Annotated in this window: 14 protein-coding genes and 2 rRNA genes; 13 read left to right on the forward strand and 3 right to left on the reverse strand. The window is 55.4% G+C overall.

The annotated features are described in order from the left end of the window. Positions 1-69: 69 nt before the first annotated feature. The 5 genes from F8561_RS17260 to F8561_RS17280 all read left to right on the forward strand — a co-directional run bounded on the left by F8561_RS17260 (position 70) and on the right by F8561_RS17280 (position 6278). Positions 70-2975 (forward strand): 23S ribosomal RNA (locus tag F8561_RS17260). Between the two features lie 63 nt (positions 2976-3038). Continuing rightward, positions 3039-3154: ribosomal RNA gene (gene rrf / locus F8561_RS17265) — 5S ribosomal RNA — on the forward strand. A gap of 134 nt (positions 3155-3288) precedes the next feature. Continuing rightward, a complete protein-coding gene (gene murB, locus F8561_RS17270) occupies positions 3289-4317 on the forward strand; it encodes a UDP-N-acetylmuramate dehydrogenase (protein ID WP_151887723.1) in 1029 nt (342 codons plus the stop codon). After that, positions 4314-5276, forward strand: coding sequence for a bifunctional biotin--[acetyl-CoA-carboxylase] ligase/biotin operon repressor BirA (gene birA / locus F8561_RS17275; RefSeq protein WP_032680102.1), 963 nt, complete (start codon positions 4314-4316; stop codon positions 5274-5276). The genes murB and birA overlap by 4 nt, the downstream gene beginning before the upstream one ends. A gap of 6 nt (positions 5277-5282) precedes the next feature. Next, positions 5283-6278: a glycosyl hydrolase family 8 gene (locus F8561_RS17280; RefSeq protein WP_040018274.1), complete on the forward strand. Its 996-nt coding sequence runs from the start codon at positions 5283-5285 to the stop codon at positions 6276-6278. A 45-nt stretch (positions 6279-6323) separates the two neighbouring features. On the opposite strand, the gene bcsG is transcribed toward F8561_RS17280, so the two are convergent. The 3 genes from bcsG to bcsE are packed head-to-tail and all read right to left on the reverse strand — an operon-like array spanning position 6324 to position 9749. Beyond that, positions 6324-8003, reverse strand: a complete 1680-nt coding sequence (gene bcsG / locus F8561_RS17285; protein WP_020884479.1) for a cellulose biosynthesis protein BcsG — start codon at positions 8001-8003, stop codon at positions 6324-6326. Then, positions 7996-8193 carry a cellulose biosynthesis protein BcsF gene (gene bcsF, locus F8561_RS17290; protein WP_025202797.1) on the reverse strand — a complete coding sequence of 66 codons (198 nt, stop codon included), beginning with the start codon at positions 8191-8193 and terminating at the stop codon, positions 7996-7998. The genes bcsG and bcsF overlap by 8 nt, the downstream gene beginning before the upstream one ends. After that, entirely contained in the window at positions 8187-9749 is a 1563-nt protein-coding gene (gene bcsE, locus F8561_RS17295; protein WP_020884480.1) for a cellulose biosynthesis c-di-GMP-binding protein BcsE, read from the reverse strand. The genes bcsF and bcsE overlap by 7 nt, the downstream gene beginning before the upstream one ends. A 173-nt stretch (positions 9750-9922) precedes the next feature. On the opposite strand from bcsE, the gene bcsR reads away from it, so the two are divergent. The 8 genes from bcsR to F8561_RS17335 all read left to right on the forward strand — a co-directional run bounded on the left by bcsR (position 9923) and on the right by F8561_RS17335 (position 24067). Next, the gene (gene bcsR, locus F8561_RS17300; protein WP_020884481.1) at positions 9923-10111 is read left to right on the forward strand and encodes a cellulose biosynthesis protein BcsR; all 189 of its coding nucleotides are present in this window, start codon (positions 9923-9925) and stop codon (positions 10109-10111) included. A gap of 11 nt (positions 10112-10122) precedes the next feature. Further along, positions 10123-10875, forward strand: a complete 753-nt coding sequence (gene bcsQ / locus F8561_RS17305) for a cellulose biosynthesis protein BcsQ (RefSeq protein ID WP_025202798.1) — start codon at positions 10123-10125, stop codon at positions 10873-10875. Beyond that, the gene (gene bcsA / locus F8561_RS17310; protein WP_025202799.1) at positions 10872-13487 is read left to right on the forward strand and encodes a UDP-forming cellulose synthase catalytic subunit; all 2616 of its coding nucleotides are present in this window, start codon (positions 10872-10874) and stop codon (positions 13485-13487) included. Before bcsQ ends, bcsA begins: the two co-directional genes overlap by 4 nt. A gap of 10 nt (positions 13488-13497) precedes the next feature. Next, positions 13498-15918: a cellulose biosynthesis cyclic di-GMP-binding regulatory protein BcsB gene (gene bcsB, locus F8561_RS17315; RefSeq protein ID WP_041162902.1), complete on the forward strand. Its 2421-nt coding sequence runs from the start codon at positions 13498-13500 to the stop codon at positions 15916-15918. A 6-nt stretch (positions 15919-15924) separates the two neighbouring features. After that, positions 15925-17031, forward strand: coding sequence for a cellulose synthase complex periplasmic endoglucanase BcsZ (gene bcsZ, locus F8561_RS17320; RefSeq protein ID WP_151887754.1), 1107 nt, complete (start codon positions 15925-15927; stop codon positions 17029-17031). Next, positions 17013-20495 (forward strand): cellulose synthase complex outer membrane protein BcsC, encoded by a 3483-nt coding sequence (gene bcsC / locus F8561_RS17325; RefSeq protein WP_151887724.1) that lies wholly within the window; start codon positions 17013-17015, stop codon positions 20493-20495. The genes bcsZ and bcsC overlap by 19 nt, the downstream gene beginning before the upstream one ends. Positions 20496-20614: 119 nt before the next feature. Further along, entirely contained in the window at positions 20615-22621 is a 2007-nt protein-coding gene (hmsP, locus tag F8561_RS17330; protein ID WP_025202803.1) for a biofilm formation regulator HmsP, read from the forward strand. A gap of 159 nt (positions 22622-22780) precedes the next feature. Beyond that, entirely contained in the window at positions 22781-24067 is a 1287-nt protein-coding gene (locus F8561_RS17335) for a dicarboxylate/amino acid:cation symporter (RefSeq protein WP_014172087.1), read from the forward strand. Positions 24068-24189: the final 122 nt, after the last annotated feature.

Here is a 24189-nt window from a genome sequence, read left to right on the forward strand (position 1 = left end):
ATGTGTGTTCGAGTCTCTCAAATTTTCGCAAACCGGTGATGAATCGAAAGAAACATCTTCGGGTTGTGAGGTTAAGCGACTAAGCGTACACGGTGGATGCCCTGGCAGTCAGAGGCGATGAAGGACGTGCTAATCTGCGAAAAGCGCCGGCGAGGTGATATGAACCTTTGACCCGGCGATGTCCGAATGGGGAAACCCAGTGTGTTCCGACACACTATCGTTAACTGAATACATAGGTTAACGAGGCGAACCGGGGGAACTGAAACATCTAAGTACCCCGAGGAAAAGAAATCAACCGAGATTCCCCCAGTAGCGGCGAGCGAACGGGGAGCAGCCCAGAGTCTGAATCAGCTTGTGTGTTAGTGGAAGCGTCTGGAAAGTCGCACGGTACAGGGTGACAGTCCCGTACACGAAAGCACACAGGCTGTGAACTCGAAGAGTAGGGCGGGACACGTGGTATCCTGTCTGAATATGGGGGGACCATCCTCCAAGGCTAAATACTCCTGACTGACCGATAGTGAACCAGTACCGTGAGGGAAAGGCGAAAAGAACCCCGGCGAGGGGAGTGAAAAAGAACCTGAAACCGTGTACGTACAAGCAGTGGGAGCCTCTTTTATGGGGTGACTGCGTACCTTTTGTATAATGGGTCAGCGACTTATATTCTGTAGCAAGGTTAACCGTATAGGGGAGCCGAAGGGAAACCGAGTCTTAACTGGGCGTTAAGTTGCAGGGTATAGACCCGAAACCCGGTGATCTAGCCATGGGCAGGTTGAAGGTTGGGTAACACTAACTGGAGGACCGAACCGACTAATGTTGAAAAATTAGCGGATGACTTGTGGCTGGGGGTGAAAGGCCAATCAAACCGGGAGATAGCTGGTTCTCCCCGAAAGCTATTTAGGTAGCGCCTCGTGAACTCATCTTCGGGGGTAGAGCACTGTTTCGGCTAGGGGGCCATCCCGGCTTACCAACCCGATGCAAACTACGAATACCGAAGAATGTTATCACGGGAGACACACGGCGGGTGCTAACGTCCGTCGTGAAGAGGGAAACAACCCAGACCGCCAGCTAAGGTCCCAAAGTCATGGTTAAGTGGGAAACGATGTGGGAAGGCACAGACAGCCAGGATGTTGGCTTAGAAGCAGCCATCATTTAAAGAAAGCGTAATAGCTCACTGGTCGAGTCGGCCTGCGCGGAAGATGTAACGGGGCTAAACCATGCACCGAAGCTGCGGCAGCGACACTATGTGTTGTTGGGTAGGGGAGCGTTCTGTAAGCCGTTGAAGGTGTCCTGTGAGGGGTGCTGGAGGTATCAGAAGTGCGAATGCTGACATAAGTAACGATAAAGCGGGTGAAAAGCCCGCTCGCCGGAAGACCAAGGGTTCCTGTCCAACGTTAATCGGGGCAGGGTGAGTCGACCCCTAAGGCGAGGCCGAAAGGCGTAGTCGATGGGAAACAGGTTAATATTCCTGTACTTGGTGTTACTGCGAAGGGGGGACGGAGAAGGCTATGTTAGCCGGGCGACGGTTGTCCCGGTTTAAGCATGTAGGCGGAGGTTCCAGGTAAATCCGGTTCCTTATTAACGCTGAGGTGTGATGACGAGGCACTACGGTGCTGAAGTAACAAATGCCCTGCTTCCAGGAAAAGCCTCTAAGCATCAGGTAACATCAAATCGTACCCCAAACCGACACAGGTGGTCAGGTAGAGAATACCAAGGCGCTTGAGAGAACTCGGGTGAAGGAACTAGGCAAAATGGTGCCGTAACTTCGGGAGAAGGCACGCTGATATGTAGGTGAAGCCCCTGCGGGTGGAGCTGAAATCAGTCGAAGATACCAGCTGGCTGCAACTGTTTATTAAAAACACAGCACTGTGCAAACACGAAAGTGGACGTATACGGTGTGACGCCTGCCCGGTGCCGGAAGGTTAATTGATGGGGTTAGCGGTAACGCGAAGCTCTTGATCGAAGCCCCGGTAAACGGCGGCCGTAACTATAACGGTCCTAAGGTAGCGAAATTCCTTGTCGGGTAAGTTCCGACCTGCACGAATGGCGTAATGATGGCCAGGCTGTCTCCACCCGAGACTCAGTGAAATTGAACTCGCTGTGAAGATGCAGTGTACCCGCGGCAAGACGGAAAGACCCCGTGAACCTTTACTATAGCTTGACACTGAACACTGGTCCTTGATGTGTAGGATAGGTGGGAGGCTTTGAAGCGTGGACGCCAGTCTGCGTGGAGCCAACCTTGAAATACCACCCTTTAATGGCTGGTGTTCTAACGTAGACCCGTAATCCGGGTTGCGGACAGTGTCTGGTGGGTAGTTTGACTGGGGCGGTCTCCTCCCAAAGAGTAACGGAGGAGCACGAAGGTTAGCTAATCCTGGTCGGACATCAGGAGGTTAGTGCAATGGCATAAGCTAGCTTGACTGCGAGAGTGACGGCTCGAGCAGGTGCGAAAGCAGGTCATAGTGATCCGGTGGTTCTGAATGGAAGGGCCATCGCTCAACGGATAAAAGGTACTCCGGGGATAACAGGCTGATACCGCCCAAGAGTTCATATCGACGGCGGTGTTTGGCACCTCGATGTCGGCTCATCACATCCTGGGGCTGAAGTAGGTCCCAAGGGTATGGCTGTTCGCCATTTAAAGTGGTACGCGAGCTGGGTTTAGAACGTCGTGAGACAGTTCGGTCCCTATCTGCCGTGGGCGCTGGAGAATTGAGGGGGGCTGCTCCTAGTACGAGAGGACCGGAGTGGACGCATCACTGGTGTTCGGGTTGTCATGCCAATGGCACTGCCCGGTAGCTAAATGCGGAAGAGATAAGTGCTGAAAGCATCTAAGCACGAAACTTGCCCCGAGATGAGTTCTCCCTGAGACTTTAAGTCTCCTGAAGGAACGTTGAAGACTACGACGTTGATAGGTCGGGTGTGTAAGCGCAGCGATGCGTTGAGCTAACCGATACTAATGAACCGTGAGGCTTAACCTTACAACGCCGAAGATGTTTTGGCGGTGAGAGACGATTTTCAGCTGATACAGATAACAGAATTTGCCTGGCGGCTTTAGCGCGGTGGTCCCACCTGACCCCATGCCGAACTCAGAAGTGAAACGCCGTAGCGCCGATGGTAGTGTGGGGTCTCCCCATGTGAGAGTAGGGAACTGCCAGGCATCAAATAAGTGAAGAGGCCATCCGAAAGGATGGCCTTTTTGCGTTTTTATCCCTTCCTCGTTGCTCTAAACTAATCACCTATCCCCCCGTATATACGGTAAACTATCCCGGTTTTTGTCTCAGGATAGCGTCTATGAATCACTCCCTTAAGCCCTGGAATACCTTTGGCATTCAACGTAATGCTAATAAAATTGTACGTGCCGATACTGCACAGCAGCTGCTGGATGCCTGGCAAAGCGCAACAGAACAAGACGAACCTGTACTGATTCTGGGCGAAGGAAGTAATGTCCTGTTTCTCGATGATTTTGCGGGAACGGTGATCGTTAACCGTATCATGGGAATTGATGTGGAAGAGCGCGCCGATAGCTGGTATCTGCACGTTGGCGCCGGTGAAAACTGGCATCATCTGGTACAATACACCCTGGACAAAGGGATGCCTGGACTGGAAAACCTTGCCCTTATCCCTGGCTGCGCCGGATCATCCCCCATTCAAAATATCGGTGCCTATGGCATCGAACTGAAACACGTTTGTGAATACGTAGATTGTATTGAGCTGGTGACCGGCGCGGCTCAGCGTTTAACCGCTGAACAGTGCCGTTTTGGCTACCGTGACAGTATTTTCAAGCATGAATATCAGGATCGCTACGTGATTGTCGCCGTAGGCCTGCGTCTGTCAAAAAACTGGCAGCCGGTGCTGACCTACGGTGATTTAACGCGTCTCGATCCCGAAACGGCGACTGCCCGTGACGTTTTTGACTCGGTGTGCCATATGCGCACGACCAAACTTCCTGATCCTAAAGTGAATGGAAATGCGGGAAGCTTCTTCAAAAACCCGGTTATCAGCAGCGAAAACGCCCAAGCGTTTCTTGCAGGTTGGCCTGCCGCACCCCATTACCCACAGGCGGATGGTAGCGTGAAGCTGGCCGCGGGCTGGCTTATCGATCAATGCCAGTTAAAAGGCGCCTCCGTGGGCGGTGCGGCCGTTCATCGCCAGCAGGCTCTGGTGCTGATTAATCAAAACGATGCGACCAGCGAGGATGTTGTCCAGTTGGCCCATCACGTCCGTCAGCAAGTGGGCGAAAAATTTAACGTCTGGCTGGAGCCAGAGGTCCGCTTCATTGGCCGTACGGGTGAAGTGAATGCCGTGGAGGTTATCGCGTGAAGGACAATACTATCCCTTTAACCCTGATAAGCATTCTTGCCGACGGTGAATTCCATTCCGGCGAGCAACTGGGTGAACACCTGGGCATGAGCCGTGCCGCCATTAACAAGCATATCCAGACCCTCCGCGACTGGGGTGTCGATGTCTTTACGGTACCCGGAAAAGGCTACAGCCTGCCGGAGCCGATTCAGCTGCTGAATGAAGAGCTGATCCGCAGCCAGGTAGAGCATGGCAATGTTGCGGTCTTGCCGGTGATCGATTCGACCAACCAGTACCTTATGGATCGACTCAGCGAATTATCTTCCGGGGATGCCTGTGTAGCCGAGTACCAGCAGGCCGGGCGTGGCCGTCGAGGCCGCAAGTGGTTTTCGCCATTTGGTGCCAACCTCTATCTCTCCATGTACTGGCGTCTGGAGCAGGGTCCCGCTGCTGCTGTTGGCCTGAGTCTGGTCATCGGGATTGTGATGGCGGAAGTGCTGCACGATCTGGGCGCTGATAAGGTGCGGGTGAAATGGCCAAACGATCTTTATCTGAACGATCGTAAACTTGCCGGTATTCTCGTTGAATTAACGGGTAAAACAGGCGACGCGGCGCAAATTGTCATTGGTGCAGGCCTCAATATGGTGATGCGCAATGTACAAAATGACGTGGTGAATCAGGCGTGGACCAACCTGCAGGAAGCGGGGATCACCATCGATCGCAACACCCTTGCCGTGCGGATGATTAAAGAATTACGCAGTTCGCTTTCGCTCTTTGAACAAGAGGGGCTGGCATCCTTCCTGTCCCGTTGGGAAAAGCTGGATAACTTTATTAACCGTCCGGTGAAATTGCTGATTGGTGATAAAGAGATCTACGGTATTTCCCGCGGCATCGACGCACAGGGCGCGTTGCTCCTGGAGCAGGATGGCGTGATCAAACCCTGGGTGGGCGGTGAGATTTCACTGCGCAGCGCGGAATAACCCATTATGCGAAAACCCGCATGCGCCGCTCTGGCCGTCATGATGAGTTTACTGTTCTCCCCCCTCTCTCAGGCGGGCCAGGCCTGGGAGAGTTACAAAGCACGCTTCTTTACGCCGGAAGGGCGGATTGTCGATACCGGCAACGGTAATGTTTCGCATACTGAAGGCCAGGGCTTCGCCATGCTGATGGCGGTGGCTAACGACGATAAAACCACGTTCGATAAGCTCTGGAAATGGACTGACAGTACGCTGAAGAACAAAGAAAATGGTCTGTTTTACTGGCGTTATAACCCTGCCGAGTCCAACCCGATTGCTGACAAAAATAACGCCGCCGATGGCGATGTCCTGATTGCCTGGGCGCTGTTGAAAGCGGATACGCGCTGGCATGACAAACAGTACAGCGCCGCATCGGATGCGATAACGAAAGCACTCATTAGCCACACCGTGACCCGTTATGCGGGTTACCGCGTAATGCTGCCCGGTGTCCAGGGGTTTACCCTCGACGGTGAGATCGTGCTTAACCCCTCTTATTTCGTCTTCCCGGCCTGGCAGGCCTTTGCCAGCCGCAGCCATTCGCCGGTCTGGGGCAAGTTGATTCAGGATGGCCATCGCTTGCTGGCAAAAATGGGATCGGGTAAAGCCAGACTTCCCACGGACTGGGTCTCACTGGGCTCTACGGGCACGCTATCCCCGGCCAAAGCCTGGCCGCCACGGATGAGCTACGACGCGATCCGCATTCCACTTTACCTGGCCTGGTCCGATAAGAAGAGCCCGCTGTTAACGCCGTGGCGAGCCTGGTTCGGTCAGTTCCCCCGCGAACAAACTCCCGCATGGGTAAACGTGACGACCAATGAATATGCGCCTTACATGATGGAAGGGGGGCTGCTGGCGGTACGTGATTTAACGATGGGACAGCCATCCGGAGAACCCGAGATCACTGCAAAGGATGATTACTACTCCGCAAGCCTGAAAATGCTTGTATGGCTTGCTGAGCAGCCATAACGGAACGGGTGAGCCCTCTCCCCTGGGGGGAGAGGGAAATGCGGTTTACTGCGGATAAGGTACCCAGTCTCCACCGTTCAGGCGAACGTACGGTTTGTTCTGATACTGAATCACAACCGCGTTCGCGTTCTCAGAGACTTCGGCAGTTTGCGGCAGGTTACTGGTGAGCTGATCCCAGTTCACGCTGTCTTCCACAAACAGTTTGCCGTCAACCGCGCGGGCAACCAGTTCTGAAATGGCCAGATAGCTGGTTGGCTGAGCGATCTCAATCGGTGCGCCCTGATGAGGTGCCTTCATACCAAAGAATTTAATGCCTGCCGGTACGTTGGTAATAGACGGGCTAGGGATATCACGCAGACCTGACACCTGCATTCTGTCGCCTTTCAGCGCGGCGCCGTGTTCAGGTACCACAACCACCATCACTTTACGGCCCGATTTATCCAGCTCCGTAAAGAACGCGTCCAGTTCATCGAAGAATTTCTGCGCACGAACTTTATAATCGGCCGTTTTGCTCACGCCAGGGAAGTGGTTACCATCGTGAAGCGGCAGCGTGTTGTAGAACGTTGCACTGCGCGGATTACTGTCTTTTTCGATGGTCTTCAGCCAGCGTTGCAGCACGGCGGTATCGTCATAAACAGGTGAACCGTCAAAGCCCAGCAGAGTGACCGGCAGTCCGGTTTGATCCATCAGCTGTGCCTGCATACCACCCTGTTCGCGCACCTCTTTCAGGAAGTTACCGAACTGGCCGTTATGTCCCAGCATCAGATGCTGCGTGAAGCCCAGTTTTGAGAGGTTATCGAACAGATAACACTGGTTGCCGGCGGGTTGATACAGGTTCTTATGCGATGTCTGACCGCAGCTTGCGCGAAGCAGGCGAATTGCCGCCGGGCCGCTGTACGAAGTGGCAGAGTTAAAGTCTTTAAACTGGATATCGAAATGGGACCACAGCGGGTGAGACATCAAACCCGCGGCATCGACGTCAGCCCAGGAGAGTGAACAGATGTTGATCACCAGCAGCTCAAACGGCTGAGCATCCGCCGGCAGGGCTTCCGGGAATTTGGTCTGACGTTTATCTTCCGCGGTATAGAAGCTGGAGAGCCAGGCGTTCAGGTTAGTGGACGTCGGCGGTGCGGTCTGCGTCGGGATATCGCCGACCACAGGCGTATCACCTGCCGTCGTGACGGTTGCCGCTGCACTTCCCCCGGTAGTGGTCACCGTGGTCGTGGGTTGACCCGCGGGCCACAGGGAGAAGTCTGGACCTGCAAGCGTCAGCACGTTCAGCCAGATCATAATGGCGACGACAAATACCGTGACGCGGATCCATTGTGACAGGAACAGCCAGGCTACCAGCAGCACAAAGACGGCACCTATCATTTGCCAGTTAATAAAGCGCTCGGTCAGGTCAAGGACATAGCTGGCGCTAAACCCTGCCACCTGCGAGCCCTGGCTCATAATACTGTCCGGTCCCGGCAGCCAGGTGTCATGCCAGAACAGAGCAAAGCCGACAGGGATAGCAATCCAGTGACGCAAGCGATGCAGCCTGATATTGGGCAAAGGCATCAGCAGGAAAGCCATAAACACCAGGTTGAGCAGGGGATGGAAATTCAGATAGCCTGCCCACAGCAGACCAAACTTCACCAGAAAGTAGAAGTTCCAGCCGGAAAGGCCGCGCCAGTATTGCCAGAGCGGCGATGGTGACGAAGCGGTATAGGTAGAATTAGTCATGTTTTCGGTCTGCCTTGACGTGTGATGCCCGTGTCAGTGTTCCGGCTGGTTTTACATAGCGAGGTTTTACAAACAGCACTCTGGCCGTATCGCGGATACGGCGTATGGAATGGCGTGCATAGTAGCCAAGCGGGAAAAAGATCAGCGCACAGAATACGACCAGTTGAATGATATCGCTGATATTCATGATGGTGCGTTCTCCCCATTCTCAGTTAACAGGCGAAGGGGTTCCGGTATTCGCCGCCAGACGTGTCCGTCATGTCGGGCGTTGAGAATCGGTTTGGCATCGCTCTTCACGGTGAGCGGTTTCGCCCATTGTTCAGGCTCGAGGGCGCGCATCTGCACCAGCTCTGCACTGATAGAATTATCTTCGAACCAGATCATACGGTTCGAGAAAATATCCCCGGTTGGCAGGGGGAAGATATGGTTAAGGGCGGTATCAAGATCGTTTATCCGGCAGAAGGACAAGAACAGCACCAGGCGGTTGTCGCCGATGGTCATGATGTCTCCTGTGCGGTTCGGACGGCATAACGTGAGCGCCTGTTCAACGCGGATACCCGGTACCGGGCGCAGGGCAACCATCACCCCTTTCCCGTCTGCAGGAAGCAGCGTGTTGCTCATCATGTTGCCGACGGCGTCGCAGAAGGTATCCCATTTCTGGTATCCGCGCAGCTTCATCGGCTGCGTCATGGAGAGCAGGGTGGAGATATCTTCCGGTACGTGACGGTTGAACTGCTGACCCTGAACGCTTTCGAGAAGCGTCAGGCAGCGTGATAACGGCGCATTCCACGGAATGACCATATTGGCACCGCAGCCCAGAAGCAGGCGCTCATCCGTGGCGCGAAGGCTGGTGTTATTTTCGCGCACCACTATTTTTAAGGCGCTTCCGCGCTGGCGACGTAAGGTATGGATCTGTCGCGCCAGCGTTTCAATCTGGTTATTTTGCATGAGCGAAAAAACAATGGTTGCCGCCTGGGTTGTGCGAGCTTCATTAAAAAGCGCTTCGTTAGAATCAAACAACGACCAATTTTCCGAGAGCGCAGGCGCCCCCTCTAAAACGGCAATATGGCTCAGGATTCGTTTTTCATCGCTGCGCGGTTGCACCACGGTTTCTTCCTGCTGCGCCAGGTGCCATTCGCCCTCAATATGTTTAAGGGTGAGCTGTTGTCTGGCGCTTACGCCTTTTTCATTACACCAGAACGCAATATCGTAGAGATAGCTGTCTGCCTGGTTCCGAAGACTCGCCAGACCAAACAGGGAGCGATATTCGCCCATTAAAAGGGAAAACAGTTTGTCGTTATTACTGCCAGGATTGACTATCAATAGCGTGCAATTTTGAAATTTTGCCCATTTATTGATTTTTTCCAGCCAGGGCAGTAGTTTTTCAGCAGGGATATTTTGCAGGGCGTTATTTGAGCATTTCAGAATCACCAGATAGTGATCCGGATCAATAGAGCACTGAATGTCGCGGGACAAAAAGTATAGACTATCGGCCTCCGCAGGCATGGAAAATAATCGCACCGTCTGCGGACCGCGATCGTTTTCAAGGGTGATAATTTTCTTTGGCTCTTCGCCCATGCTCACGACGGCCACGCGGGAATCCTTGCCCTGAGCGGCAATTGTCTTGTTTACCAGACTGATAGCATCTTCATTACGATCCGTATTAATCCACCAGACTCCTCCGACTGGCATGTGGCTCAATTCGTCCCATAATGACTGGATGCCAATAGAAAATATGGAGTCCACGGTGTCCCTCTTTTCGTTTAATTTCTCTGTATCTCAGTTTACTAGCGAAAGCGTAGAAATAAACCTAACATTGAAATTAAAGAACATCAGATTTAGCATGTAAATGAAATTTGATAGGGCAGGAAGCCTCGCTACTTCTGATTGTGCGATTTTACTCAAAGGGATGGAATAGAATGGATAATAACGAACCCGGCACCCCAGTCGACTCAACCCTGGGTTACACATTCCAGAACGACTTTCTGGCGCTGACGCAGGCGTTTTCATTACCTGAAATAGATTACACCGACATTTCCCAGCGGGAACAGTTGGCCGCGGCTATTAAACGTTGGCCGCTATTAGCTGAATTTGCCCAACAACAATAAGGGAGCCATTGATGGCCATACTAGGATTACAGGGCGTCCGTGGTGGAGTAGGTACAACATCCGTTACCGCGGCGCTGGCGTGGTCATTACAGCTTTTAGGTGAATCGGTATTGGTGATTGACGCCTGTGCCGATAATTTGCTGCGCATGTCGTTTAATGTCGACTTTACGCGTACAGAGGGTTGGGCTCGCGCGCTGCTTGATGATAAAGACTGGCGCGATGCGGGTATGCGTTATACCTCGCAGCTTGATGTACTGCCCTTTGGCCAATTGACCACTACCGAGCGTGAAAATGAAGCTGCCTATCAGCGTCTGTTTTCCCAGTTCACCGTCGCGCTGCAGGAGCTGAAAGAAAAAGGCCATTATAAGTGGATCCTTCTGGATCTGCCGCACGGCGCCGGCACGCTGACCCGACAGCTTATGGCGCAGTGCGATCGCGTGCTGTCGATTGTGAACGTCGACGCGAATTGCCATATCCGTCTGCATCAGCAAGGGTTGCCTGAAAATGGTCATATCCTGATTAACGATTTACGCATTGGCAGCCAGATCCAGGACGATCTGTATCAGGTTTGGCTGCAAAGCCAGCGCCGTCTGCTGCCGATTGTTATCCATCGTGATGAGGGCATGGCGGAATGCCTGGCCTCCAAACAGCCACTCGGTGAATACCGCAGCGATTCCCTGGCGGCAGAAGAGATCCTGACGCTGGCGAACTGGTGTCTGCTGCACTTTGCCAAAGGGGCAGAGCCTGCAGGGAGTTCTGTATGAGCCGTCTCGCCAGCTGGTTACTCATCCCGCCGGTCAGTTCGCGTCTGAGCGAACATTACCGGCATTTTCGCCGGCACGGAGCTTCGGCATTCAGCGCCGCGCTCGGCTGCTTCTGGATGATTCTGGCCTGGACGTTCATTCCCCTCGAACACCCGCGCTGGCAGCGCATTCGTGCGCAGCACAGTGAGTTATATCCGCATATTCATCCCGACCGCCCGCGACCGTTGGATCCGGCGCGTTATATCATTCAGGCAGTCTGGCTGGTGGCCACGTCGTCCCGCTCAGAAAACAAAGCGCCGCGCTGGCGCAGCTTCTCCCGCGTGCAACATTTACGTGAGCGCTATCACCAGTGGCTGGACAGTTTGCCTGACCGCGTGGGTGACAAGACCAGCCATCTGGATAACCATAAAGAGCTCGGGCATCTGCACCCGGGCTTGCGGCGTTTTATACTCGGCGTAATCGTCGTTTTCTCGCTCATTCTGGCCCTGGTCTGTATTACGCAACCCTTTAACCCCCTGGCGCAGTTCACCTTCCTGATCCTGCTGTGGGGCGTGGCATTGCTGGTGCGCCGTATCCCGGGACGCTTCTCCGCCCTGATGCTGATAGTGCTGTCGCTGACCGTCTCCTGTCGCTACATCTGGTGGCGTTACACCTCAACGCTTAACTGGGATGACCCGGTCAGCCTGGTGTGCGGTCTGGTTCTGCTGTTTGCGGAAACGTACGCCTGGGTTGTACTGGTGCTGGGGTATTTCCAGGTCATCTGGCCGCTCAACCGTCAGCCGGTTCCGCTGCCAAAAGACACGTCACAATGGCCGTCTGTCGATCTCTTCGTGCCGACCTACAACGAAGACCTGAGCGTGGTAAAAAACACGATTTACGCCGCGCTGGGTATCGACTGGCCGAAAGATAAACTCAAAATCTGGGTCCTGGATGACGGCGGCCGCCCGGCGTTCCGCCAGTTCGCGGAAGAGGTGGGTGTCGAGTACATCGCCCGTACCACGCATGAACACGCCAAGGCCGGGAACATCAATAACGCCCTCAAGTATGCCAAAGGTGAGTTTGTCTCAATCTTTGACTGCGACCACGTGCCGACGCGCTCGTTCCTGCAGATGACGATGGGCTGGTTCCTGAAGGAGAAAGAGCTGGCGATGATGCAGACGCCGCACCACTTCTTCTCGCCGGATCCATTTGAACGTAACCTTGGCCGTTTCCGTAAAACCCCTAACGAAGGCACGCTGTTCTATGGCCTGGTGCAGGACGGGAACGACATGTGGGATGCGACCTTCTTCTGCGGTTCCTGTGCGGTTATTCGCCGTAAACCGCTGGATGAGATCGGTGGCATTGCCGTCGAAACGGTCACCGAAGATGCGCATACCTCGCTGCGCCTGCACCGTCGGGGCTACACCTCCGCGTATATGCGTATTCCGCAGGCCGCGGGTCTGGCAACGGAATCTCTCTCGGCGCACATCGGCCAGCGTATTCGCTGGGCGCGCGGCATGGTGCAGATTTTCCGTCTCGATAACCCCCTGATTGGGAAAGGGCTGAAACTCGCGCAGCGTCTGTGCTACGTCAACGCCATGTTCCACTTCCTGTCCGGTATCCCGCGCCTCATCTTCCTGACCGCGCCGCTGGCATTCCTGCTTCTTCACGCCTATATCATCTACGCGCCTGCGCTGATGATTGCGCTGTTTGTTCTGCCGCACATGATTCACGCGAGCCTGACGAACTCGAAGATTCAGGGTAAATACCGCCATTCGTTCTGGAGTGAAATCTACGAAACGGTGCTGGCCTGGTACATCGCGCCGCCGACGATGGTGGCGCTGATCAACCCGCACAAAGGTAAATTCAACGTCACCGCGAAGGGCGGTCTGGTGGAAGAGGAGTATGTCGACTGGGTCATCTCCCGGCCGTACATCTTCCTGGTGTTGCTGAATATCGTGGGCGTGATTGCCGGTATCTGGCGCTATTTCTACGGCCCGGAAAACGAGATCCTGACCGTGTTCGTGAGCATGGCATGGGTGTTCTACAACCTGATTATCCTCGGCGGCGCGGTTGCGGTGTCGGTGGAGAGCAAACAGGTCCGCCGTGCGCATCGCGTGGAAATCTGCATGCCTGCGGCAATCGCCCGTGAAGATGGTCACCTCTTCTCCTGTACCGTGCACGACTTCTCAGACGGTGGTCTGGGGATAAAAATCAACGGTCAGGCGAAGGTGCTGGAAGGGCAGAAGGTTAACCTGCTGCTGAAGCGCGGCCAGCAGGAGTACGTCTTCCCGACGCAGGTGGTACGTGTAGCCGGTAATGAAGTCGGTCTGCAACTGATGCCGCTGACGAAAAAGCAACATATTGATTTTGTGCAGTGTACGTTTGCCCGCGCGGACACGTGGGCTCTCTGGCAGGACAGCTTCCCGGAAGATAAACCTCTGGAAAGCCTGCTGGATATTCTGAAGCTGGGGTTCCGTGGCTATCGTCACCTTGCAGAATTTGCCCCGTCGTCGGTGAAATTAATTTTCCGGTCCCTTACTTCGCTGGTTTCCTGGATCGTATCGTTCGTTCCTCGTCGTCCCGAGCGGGATGAGGCGAAGCAGGCGGACCCGGTTATGGCTCAACAATGATGATAACGCGATGAAAACTAAACTTTCCTGGTTATGTGCAGTGGCAATGGGGGTAAGTGCGCTCCCCACAACGATGGCTAACGCAGCACCCGATAACGCAGCGGCAACGCCTGCTCCGACGGTACCTGTGGTCGCCCAGGCGACCGATCCGGTTATCACCGCGGCACCCGGTCAAACGGAAAACGTCATTCCGAACCAGCCTACGGACGGCAACACCCTGCCGGCAGACAGCAATGTCGTCGGTCAGGTGATGCCGGGCGTACAGGGAGCAAACGCGCCTATTGTCGCGGAAGATGCCCCGTCACGGGACGTGAAGCTGAGCTTTGCGCAGATTGCGCCGCCGCCGGGCAGCATGGTGTTGCGCGGTATTAACCCTAACGGCGGCATTGAGTTCGGTATGCGCAGCGATGAGGTTGTCTCTCACGCCATGCTGAACCTTGAATACACGCCATCGCCGTCGCTGTTGCCGGTACAGTCTCAGCTGAAGGTTTACCTGAATGATGAGCTGATGGACGTCCTGCCCGTCACAAAAGAGCAACTGGGTAAGAAAACACAGGCCCAGGTGCCGATTAACCCTCTTTTCATCACCGACTTTAACCGCATACGTCTGGAGTTTGTCGGTCACTACCGTGACGTCTGTGAGAACCCTGCCAGCAATACCCTGTGGGTAGACGTAGGACGCAACTCTTCGCTGCAGATGACCTACCAGTCGCTGGCGCTGAAAAACGACCTCTCGTCGTTCCCGGTTCCGTTCTTTGATCCGCGTGATAATCGTCAGTTAGTGCTGCCAATGGTGTTTGCGGCGTCTCCGGACGTCACCGAGCAGCTGGCGGCCACCATTGTGGCATCGTGGTTTGGTTCACGTTCCGGCTGGCGCGGGCAGAACTTCCCGGTGATGTACGACAAAATGCCGGACAGAAACGCGATCGTGTTTGCGACCAACGCGAAACGTCCTGCCTTCCTGCGCGATCACCCGGACGTAAAAGCGCCGACCATAGAGATGATGAGCCACCCGGATAACCCGTACGTGAAGCTGCTGGTGGTCTTCGGGCGTGATGATAAAGACCTCGTGCAGGCGGCCAAGGGCATTGCCCAGGGTAACGTTCTGTTCCGTGGAAACAGCGTGGTGGTGGATGAGGTTAAACCGCTGCTGCCGCGTAAACCTTATGATGCACCAAACTGGGTGCGTACTGACCGTGCCGTCACGTTTGGCGAACTGAAAACGTATGAAGAACAGCTTCAGGCGACGGGGCTTGAGCCAGCCCCGATTAGTCTGTCACTGAATCTGCCGCCAGACCTGTACCTGCTGCGCACCAACGGCATTGATATCAATCTGAGCTACCGTTACACCGCGCCGGCAACCAAAGACAGCTCGCGCATGGATATCAGCCTGAACAACCAGTTCCTGCAATCTTTCAGTCTGACAAGCACGCAGGATACTAACCGACTGATGCTCCGTCTGCCGGTGTTGCAGGGGCTGCTGGACGGGAAAACGGACGTCTCTATTCCGGCGCTGAAGCTTGGGGCGATCAACCAGCTGCGCTTTGATTTCCAGTACATGAACCCGATGCCCGGCGGCTCGGTGGATAACTGCATCACCTTCCAGCAAGTACAGAACCACGTTGTGATTGGTGATGAGTCAACCATCGACTTCTCGAAGTATTATCACTTCCTTGCCATGCCGGACCTGCGTGCATTTGCCAATGCCAGCTTCCCGTTCAGCCGTATGGCCGATCTCTCTGAATCCATTGTCGTCATGCCAAAAGCGCCAAATGAGGGCCAGGTGACGACCCTGCTGGACACCATGGCGTCCGTGGGTGCGCAGACCGGATTACCGGCAATTAACGTCACGTTGACTGACGATGGTAGCCAGATCCAGAACAAAGACGCGGACATCATGGTGATCGGTAACATCCCGGATAAGCTGAAGGATGACAAGCGTATCGATCTGCTGGTCAAAGCGGCGCAGTCCTGGGTTAACACGCCACTGCGTCAGACCGAGTTCCCGAGCATTATGCCGGATATCAACGATCGTCAGGCCAGCGTGCAGACAACCGTTACGTCTCAGGGACCAATGGCCGCGGTGGTTGGCTTCCAGTCACCTTACAACGAGCAGCGTAGCGTAGTGGCGCTCCTGGCGGACAGTCCGCGTGGGTATGCGTTACTCAACAGCGCGATGAACGACAGCGGCAAACGTGCCGCGATGTTTGGTTCGGTGGCGGTGATCCGCGAGTCTGGGGTCAATAGCCTGCGCGTGGGGGATGTGTACTACGTGGGCCATCTGCCGTGGTTCGAGCGTCTGTGGTATGCGCTGGCTAACCATCCGGTTCTGCTGGCTATCCTGGCCGCCGTCAGCGTGGTGTTGCTGGCGTGGGTGCTGTGGCGTCTGCTGCGTATCATCAGCCGTCGTCGCCTTAACCCGGATGAGTAACAGGTGATGAAAGCGTTTCGCTGGTGTGTGTTAGCAGCGTTGATGCTGGCGGCGATCCCTCTTCGCGCCGCCTGCACCTGGCCTGCCTGGGAGCAGTTTAAAAAGGATTACATCAGTGAGAGCGGGCGTGTCATTGATCCCAGCGACACGCGCAAAATCACCACGTCGGAAGGGCAAAGCTATGCGTTGTTCTTTGCCCTGGCCGCGAACGATCGCAAAGCCTTTGATCAATTGCTGACGTGGACGCGCGACAACCTGGCCGGGGGCAATCTGAACGATAATTTGCCCGGCTGGCTATGGGGTCAGAAAGACCACGACAACTGGGCGATAATCGATACCAACTCCGCCTCGGATGCCGATGTCTGGATTGCCTGGTCACTGCTTGAGGCGGGCCGGCTGTGGAAACATCCGGACTATACCCGCACGGGTAAGGCGCTCCTTAAACGCATTGCCCATGAGGAAGTGGTGAAAGTACCGGGACTCGGCTCCATGCTGCTGCCCGGGAAGGTCGGTTTTGCCGAGGAGCAAGCCTGGCGCTTTAACCCCAGCTATCTTCCTCCGCAGATAGCGAGCTATTTCACGCGCTTTGGTGCCCCGTGGACGACCCTTCGTGAAACCAACCTGCGCTTGTTGCTGGAAACGGCGCCAAAGGGGTTTTCGCCGGACTGGGTGCAGTATCAAAAAAACAGAGGCTGGCATTTGCAGCAGGATAAATCGCTGGTGGGCGGCTACGACGCCATCCGCGTCTACCTCTGGGTCGGAATGATGAGTGACAAAGACGCCCAGAAAGCCCGGTTGCTTACACGCTTCCGGCCGATGGCGACAATGACCACGAAACACGGTGTACCGCCGGAAAAAGTGGATGTGGCGAGCGGGAAGCCTGCGGGCAAGGGGCCGGTCGGCTTTTCCGCTGCGATGCTGCCTTTTTTACAGCAGCGTGATGCGCAGGCGGTACAGCGCCAGCGCGTTGCAGATAATTTTCCCGATAATAATGCCTATTACAGCTACGTACTGACTCTCTTCGGGCAAGGATGGGATCAGCATCGTTTTCGCTTCACCGCTCAAGGTGAATTAATACCGGACTGGGGCCAGGAATGCGCAACTTCACAGTAAATCTACTCAGTTTATCGCTTAGCCTGGCACTGATGCCGCTGGCTCAGGCCGCTAACTCCCCGCAGCAGCAACAGCTGCTGCAACAGGTGCGGCTGGGTGAATCGACGCAGCGTGAGGATTTGGTTCGTCAGTCGCTCTACCGCCTTGAGCTGATTGACCCGAACAACCCCGACGTCATTGCGGCGCGCTTTCGTTACCTGCTTCGTCAGGGTGATAACGCCGGTGCGCAAAAAGAGCTGGATCGTCTGAAAGGGATCGCGCCGGGCTCCAGTGCGTATCAGTCCTCGCGCAATACGATGCTGCTTTCTACGCCTGAAGGCCGTCAGCAGTTACAGCAGGCCCGGTTACTGGCTACAACGGGTCATACTCAGGAGGCCATTGCGGCCTATGACAAGCTTTTTGACGGTAATCCGCCGGGCGGTGACGTGGCGACGGAATACTGGAATGTTGTGGCGAAAGATCCTGCCCGCCGTAGCGTCGCCATCAATCAGCTGAAGAAAATTAACGCCAGCAGCCCGGGCAATACGCAGCTGCAGGGCACGCTGGCCCAGCTCCTGTTCCAGACCGGACGCCGCGATGAAGGCTTTGCGGTGTTGCAGGAGATGGCCAAATCCAGCAATGGCCGCAGCCAGGCATCTGATATGTGGTATGAGCAGATCAAAGATCAGCCTGTCAGCAACGCCAGCGTCAGCGCGCTGCAAAAATACCTGAGCGTCTTCAGCGACGGCGACAGCGTAGCGGCGGCACGTACCCAACTTGATACGCAGCAAAAACAGCTCGCCGATCCAACGTTCCGTGCAAAAGCGCAAGGGCTGGCGGCGGTGGATGCCGGGCAGGGCGATAAGGCGGTGGCGGATCTGCAAAAAGCGGTCAGCGCAAATCATGCCGACAGCGAAGCCGTGGGCGCGCTTGGACAGGCGTACTCTCAGAAAGGCGATCGCGCCCGTGCGGTGGCGCAGTTTGAAAAGGCGATCGCCCTCGATCCGCAGAGCGATAACCGCGGCAAATGGGACAGTTTGCTGAAAGTTAACCGCTACTGGCTGCTGATCCAGCAGGGTGATACCGCCCTGAAAGCGAACAATACGGCGCAGGCGGAACGTTATTACCAGCAGGCGCGTGCCCTCGACAATACCGACAGTTATGCGGTGCTGGGGCTGGGAGATGCCGCGGCGGCGCGTAAAGACACGGCTGCGGCGGAACGTTATTACCGTCAGGCGCTGCGTATGGACAACGGTAACAGCAATGCCGTTCGTGGCCTTGCCAATGTTTATCGTGCGCAGTCCCCGGAAAAGGCCGCGCAGTTTATCCAGTCGCTCTCTGCCAGCCAGCGCCGAAGCATTGATGACATTGAACGTAGCCTGACCAACGAGCAGCTGTCAGCCCAGGCGGAACAGCTGGAAAACCAGGGCCAATACGCTCAGGCGGCGGAAATTCAGCGTCGTCGTCTGGCACTCTCTCCGGGCGACGTCTGGATAACCTACCGTCTGTCGCGCGATCTCTATAGCGCGGGCCAGCGCAGCCAGGCGGATAACCTGATGCGCCAGCTTGCCAGCCAGAAACCGTCCGATCCGGAACAGGTGTATGCCAGTGGGTTGTATCTCTCCGGAAACGATCAGGACCGGGCCGCGCTCACGCATCTGGAGACGCTTCCGCGCAGCCAGTGGAACGCCAATATTAAGGAGCTTGCCGACCGCCTGCAGAGTAACCAGACGCTGGAAACGGCAAACCGACTCCGCGACAGCGGCAAAGAGCAGGAGGCGGAAAACCTCCTTCGCCAGCAGCCGTCCTCTACCCGTATCGACTTAACCCTTGCGGACTGGGCGCAGCAGCGTGGCGATCTGGAATCCGCGAAAACGGCTTATAACACCGTGCTGGAGCGTGAACCGCAGAACGAAGATGCGATCCTCGGTCTGACCGAAGTGTATAGCGCCCAGGGCAACAAAGAGGCAGCCCGTGCCGCGCTGGCAAAACTGCCTGCCGCGCAAAACGGAGAGCCGCTGTCGCTCAATATGCAGCGCCGGATCGCGATGGCGCAGGCAGGCCTTGGGGATTCCGCCGCCGCAGAGCAGACGTTCAGCAAGATTATTCCTCAGGCGAAATCACAGCCTGCATCTATGGAAAACGCACTGGTATTACGTGATGCCGCCCGTTTCCAGACGCAAAATGGTCAGCCTCAGCAGGCACTGGAAACGTATAAAGATGCGATGGTGTCGTCAGGCGTCACGACGACACGTCCGGCTGACAATGACAGCTTTACCCGCCTGACGCGTAACGACGAAAAAGACGACTGGCTGAAACGCGGCGTGCGTAGCGACGCCGGTGATTTGTACCGTCAGCAGGATGTTAACGTCACGCTGCAGCACGATTACTGGGGCTCCAGCGGCACCGGCGGCTATTCCGATCTTAAAGCGCATACCACCATGTTACAGGCGGATGCGCCACTGGCGGATGGCCGTATGTTCCTGCGTAGCGATTTGGTCAATATGGATGCCGGGTCCTTTTCCACCGATAACGGTACCTACGATCCGAAATGGGGCACCTGTTACGAAACGCCGTGTAGTGGCAACACGCATCAGTCAGCAAATGGCGCGAGTATTGCCGTGGGCTGGCAGAACAAAACCTGGGCGTGGGATATTGGTACCACGCCGATGGGCTTTGACGTTGTCGACGCGGTCGGTGGTGTAAGCTACAGCAGTGACCTGGGGCCAATCGGTTATACCGTTAACGCCCATCGTCGCCCGATCTCCAGCTCTCTGCTCGCCTTTGCCGGGCAAAAAGATACCAACACCGGCACCACCTGGGGCGGCGTGCGCGCAACCGGCGGTGGCGCGAGCATCAGTTATGACAAAGGTGAGGCGCACGGCGTCTGGTCGAGCCTGAATGCGGAAACGCTGACGGGTAAAAATGTGGAAGATAACTGGCGCGTCCGCTGGATGACCGGTTACTACTACAAGCTCATCAATCAAAACAATGAGCGTCTGACCGTCGGCGTGAGCAACATGCTCTGGCACTACGATAAAGATCTGAGCGGTTATACCCTGGGTCAGGGCGGTTATTACAGCCCGCAGGAGTATGTCTCCTTCGCGTTGCCTGTCACCTGGCGTAAACGTACCGAGAACTGGTCCTGGGAGCTGGGCGGATCGGTGTCATGGTCTCATTCTAAAACTAACGACGTGATGCGCTACCCCATTCAGGGACTGATTCCGACCGATGAGCCCGGTCGTTACACCGACAGAGGCGAAATGGAAACCGGCAGCAGCTCCTCAGGCACGGGTTATACCGCACGGGCCATTATCGAGCGCCGGGTCACGTCCAACTGGTTTGTGGGTCTCGGTGTGGATATTCAGGAAGCAAAAGATTATACCCCAAGCCACGCACTGCTTTATGTACGCTACTCTGCTGCAGGCTGGCAGGGCGATATGGACTTACCGCCGCAGCCGCTGATCCCTTACGCGGACTGGTAATCGGATTTAACTTAATCCATTTGTAAGTCTCTCTTAAAAGTACAGCAATCGGGTATACTCAGGCGCACCAGGTTTACACCCTGGTGCGCCCTGCGCTTCGAGTTTTGTGGAGAGTCATTTTGCGTGTCAGCCGTTCCTTAACTATCAAACAGATGGCGATGGTTTCTGCCGTCACAATGCTGTTTGTACTCCTTTTTTGCGTAATTTTGCTGTTTCATTCCGTACAGCAGAATCGCTATAACACGGCTTCGCAATTAGAAAGTATTGCCCGCTCGGTGCGTGGCCCGCTCTCTGCCTCTATTTTGAAAGGGGATATTCCCGAAGCGGAAACCATTTTAAAACGCATTCAGCCTGCCGGTGTCGTGAGCCGCGCAGACGTGGTGTTACCCAATCAGTTTCAGGCGCTGCGGATGAGTTTTATCCCCGAGCGACCGGTCCCCATGATGGTGATGCGACTGTTTGAACTGCCGGTGCAGATTTCGCTGCCGGTCTATTCGCTTGAGCGTCCCGCGAATCCACAGCCGTTGGCCTACCTTGTTCTGCAGGCGGACTCGTACCGCATGTACAAATTCGTCATGAGCTGGGTTGTCACGTTAGTGACCACTTGCTTACTTATGACGCTTATTCTGAGCGTGGCGCTGACCTGGTGTATTAACCGTCTGATTGTGCATCCGCTACGCCGGATTGCCCGGGAGTTGAACACGCTTTCACCGCAGGACCAGGTGGGGCATCAGCTTCCGCTGCCGCGTCTTCATCATGATGACGAGATTGGTATGCTGGTACGCAGCTATAACCTCAACCAGCAGCGGATGCAGCGCCAGCAGGATGAGCTGAACAGCAGCGCCACGCGCTTCCCGGTGTCGGAGCTGCCCAATAAAGCCTTCCTGATGGCGATGCTGGAACAGACTGTTGCCCGCCAGCAAACCACCGCGCTGATGGTGATCGCCTGTGAAACCCTGCAGGACACCGCCGGCGTGCTCAAAGAGAACCAGCGTGAAATGCTGCTCCTGACGCTGGTGGAGAAAGTGAAGTCCGTGCTGGCCCCGCGCATGGTGCTGACCCAGGTCAGCGGGTATGACCTGGTGGTGATTGCCAACGGCGTGAAAGAGCCGTGGCATGCGATCACGTTAGGTCAGCAAGTACTCACTGTCATTAATGAGCGGCTGCCGATTCAGGGCATCCAGCTTCGTCCAAGCGCCAGCATCGGTATTGCGATGTACTACGGAGACTTAACGGCGGAACAGCTTTACCGTCGTGCTTTCTCGGCGGCGTTTACCGCCCGGCGCAAAGGGAAAAATCAGATCCAGTTCTTCGACCCGGAACAGATGGAAAGGGCGCAGCAGCGCCTGACGGAAGAGAGCGACATTTTGACCGCGCTGGATAACCGTCAGTTTGCCCTCTGGCTCCAGCCGCAGGTGAATTTGCTGACGGGCGAGGTGATCAGCGCGGAAGCGCTGCTGCGCGTGCAGCAGCCGGATGGTTCATGGGAATTGCCGGAAGGGCTCATTGAGCGCATCGAATCCTGTGGCCTGATGGTCACCGTCGGTTACTGGGTGCTGGAGGAGTCGTGCCGTCAGCTTGCTGCCTGGCAGGAACGAGGCGTGACGCTCCCGCTGTCGGTCAACTTGTCCGCCCTGCAGCTGATGCATCCGACCATGGTGTCTGAGATGCTGGAGCTGATCCATCGTTACCGGATCAAGCCTGATACGCTGACGCTGGAAGTCACGGAAAGCCGGCGTATTGACGATCCTAATGAGGCGGTCGCGATTCTGAAACCGCTGCGTAATGCCGGTATACGCATCGCGCTGGACGATTTCGGTATGGGCTATGCCGGGCTGCGTCAGCTCCAGCATATGAAAACCCTGCCGGTGGATGTGCTGAAAATCGACAAAGCCTTTGTTGAAGGGTTGCCGGAAGACAGCAGCATGGTCCAGGCCATTATCCAGCTGGCCCGCAGCCTGAAACTGCAGCTGATTGCCGAAGGGATTGAGACAGACGCGCAGCGCACCTGGCTGGCTGAAGCGGGCGTGGAGGGCGGACAGGGCTTCCTGTTTGCACCGGCTGTTCCGTCGGATGTCTTTGAACAACGCTACCTTTCCGGTGGGGACAATAGCGCAAACGTGTAATTTTGTTGCTGGCTTGTGCGAGCCAGCTCAAAGTTCTTAACATTTGTGTTTCAAATTTGAACTGGGTTTATTTCTGTCCTGTTATACGGGTGTTATTTTAGAGCCGCAGGTTAACCATAACCTTACAAAGCCTGTGGTTTTTCTTCCCAAGGACACCCTATGAAAACCTCACTCTTCAAAAGTCTCTATTTTCAGGTCCTGACAGCCATCGCAATCGGTATTTTGCTTGGTCACTATTACCCTGAACTTGGCGCACAAATGAAACCGCTTGGCGACGCATTCGTTAAGCTCATCAAAATGGTCATCGCCCCGGTGATCTTCTGTACCGTCGTGACGGGCATCGCTGGCATGGAAAGCATGAAGGCGGTAGGCCGTACCGGTGCAGTGGCGCTTCTCTATTTCGAAGTGGTCAGTACCCTTGCGCTGATTATTGGTCTTATCATCGTGAACGTGGTGCAGCCCGGCGCGGGGATGAACGTTGACCCGTCGACGCTGGATGCTAAAGCGGTCGCGGTGTACGCCGATCAGGCGAAAGACCAGGGGGTAGTGGCCTTCCTGCTGGACGTTATCCCAGGCAGCGTCATCGGTGCATTTGCCAGCGGCAACATTCTGCAGGTGCTGCTGTTTGCCGTCATGTTTGGCTTTGCCCTGCACCGTCTGGGCAACAAAGGCCAGCTGATCTTTAACGTCATCGAAAGCTTCTCGCAGGTCATCTTCGGCATCATCAATATGATCATGCGCCTGGCGCCTATTGGGGCCTTCGGTGCGATGGCATTCACCATCGGTAAGTACGGCGTGGGTACCCTGGTGCAGTTGGGCCAGCTCATCATCTGCTTCTATATCACCTGTATTCTGTTCGTGGTGGTGGTGCTGGGCTCAATCGCCCGCGCGGCAGGGTTCAGCATTTTCAAATTTATCCGTTATATCCGCGAAGAGCTGCTGATTGTTCTGGGGACCTCTTCATCAGAATCGGCCCTGCCGCGCATGCTCGATAAGATGGAAAAGCTGGGCTGCCGTAAATCGGTGGTGGGGCTGGTCATTCCGACGGGCTACTCCTTCAACCTTGATGGCACCTCGATATACCTGACAATGGCGGCCGTGTTTATCGCTCAGGCGACCAACAGCCATATGGACATTTTCCATCAGGTTACCCTGCTGGTGGTGCTCCTGCTCTCGTCTAAAGGGGCCGCAGGTGTTACTGGCAGTGGCTTTATCGTGCTGGCGGCCACCATTTCCGCGGTCGGACACCTGCCGGTGGCGGGTCTGGCGCTGATTCTCGGTATTGACCGCTTTATGTCTGAAGCCCGTGCCTTAACCAACCTCGTAGGTAACGGTGTGGCAACGGTAGTCGTGGCAAAATGGGTGAAAGAGCTGGATCACAAAAAGCTCGACGATACGTTAAATAATCGCCAGTCAGACAGCAAAACTCCTGGTTTATCCTCTTAATATTGTCACAAATGCCCGCATTCCCTTGTCGGGATGTGGGCTCCTGCGCATAATAACTGTTCGTACCTGTCATAATTCGACAAGATTTTTTTTGGGTATATTTCACTTCTGACCGTGACGTT

Source organism: Enterobacter sp. 198 (genome assembly GCF_009025585.1).
GTDB classification, from domain to species: domain Bacteria; phylum Pseudomonadota; class Gammaproteobacteria; order Enterobacterales; family Enterobacteriaceae; genus Enterobacter; species Enterobacter ludwigii.

Coding starts and splice junctions, on each gene's coding strand:
- murB (WP_151887723.1), top strand. CDS start 3,289: ATGAATCACTCCCTTAAGCCCTGGAATACCTTTGGCATTCAACGTAAT.
- F8561_RS17280 (WP_040018274.1), top strand. CDS start 5,283: ATGCGAAAACCCGCATGCGCCGCTCTGGCCGTCATGATGAGTTTACTG.
- bcsG (WP_020884479.1), bottom strand. CDS start 8,003: ATGACTAATTCTACCTATACCGCTTCGTCACCATCGCCGCTCTGGCAA.
- bcsR (WP_020884481.1), top strand. CDS start 9,923: ATGGATAATAACGAACCCGGCACCCCAGTCGACTCAACCCTGGGTTAC.
- bcsQ (WP_025202798.1), top strand. CDS start 10,123: ATGGCCATACTAGGATTACAGGGCGTCCGTGGTGGAGTAGGTACAACA.
- bcsA (WP_025202799.1), top strand. CDS start 10,872: ATGAGCCGTCTCGCCAGCTGGTTACTCATCCCGCCGGTCAGTTCGCGT.
- bcsB (WP_041162902.1), top strand. CDS start 13,498: ATGAAAACTAAACTTTCCTGGTTATGTGCAGTGGCAATGGGGGTAAGT.
- bcsZ (WP_151887754.1), top strand. CDS start 15,925: ATGAAAGCGTTTCGCTGGTGTGTGTTAGCAGCGTTGATGCTGGCGGCG.
- bcsC (WP_151887724.1), top strand. CDS start 17,013: ATGCGCAACTTCACAGTAAATCTACTCAGTTTATCGCTTAGCCTGGCA.
- F8561_RS17335 (WP_014172087.1), top strand. CDS start 22,781: ATGAAAACCTCACTCTTCAAAAGTCTCTATTTTCAGGTCCTGACAGCC.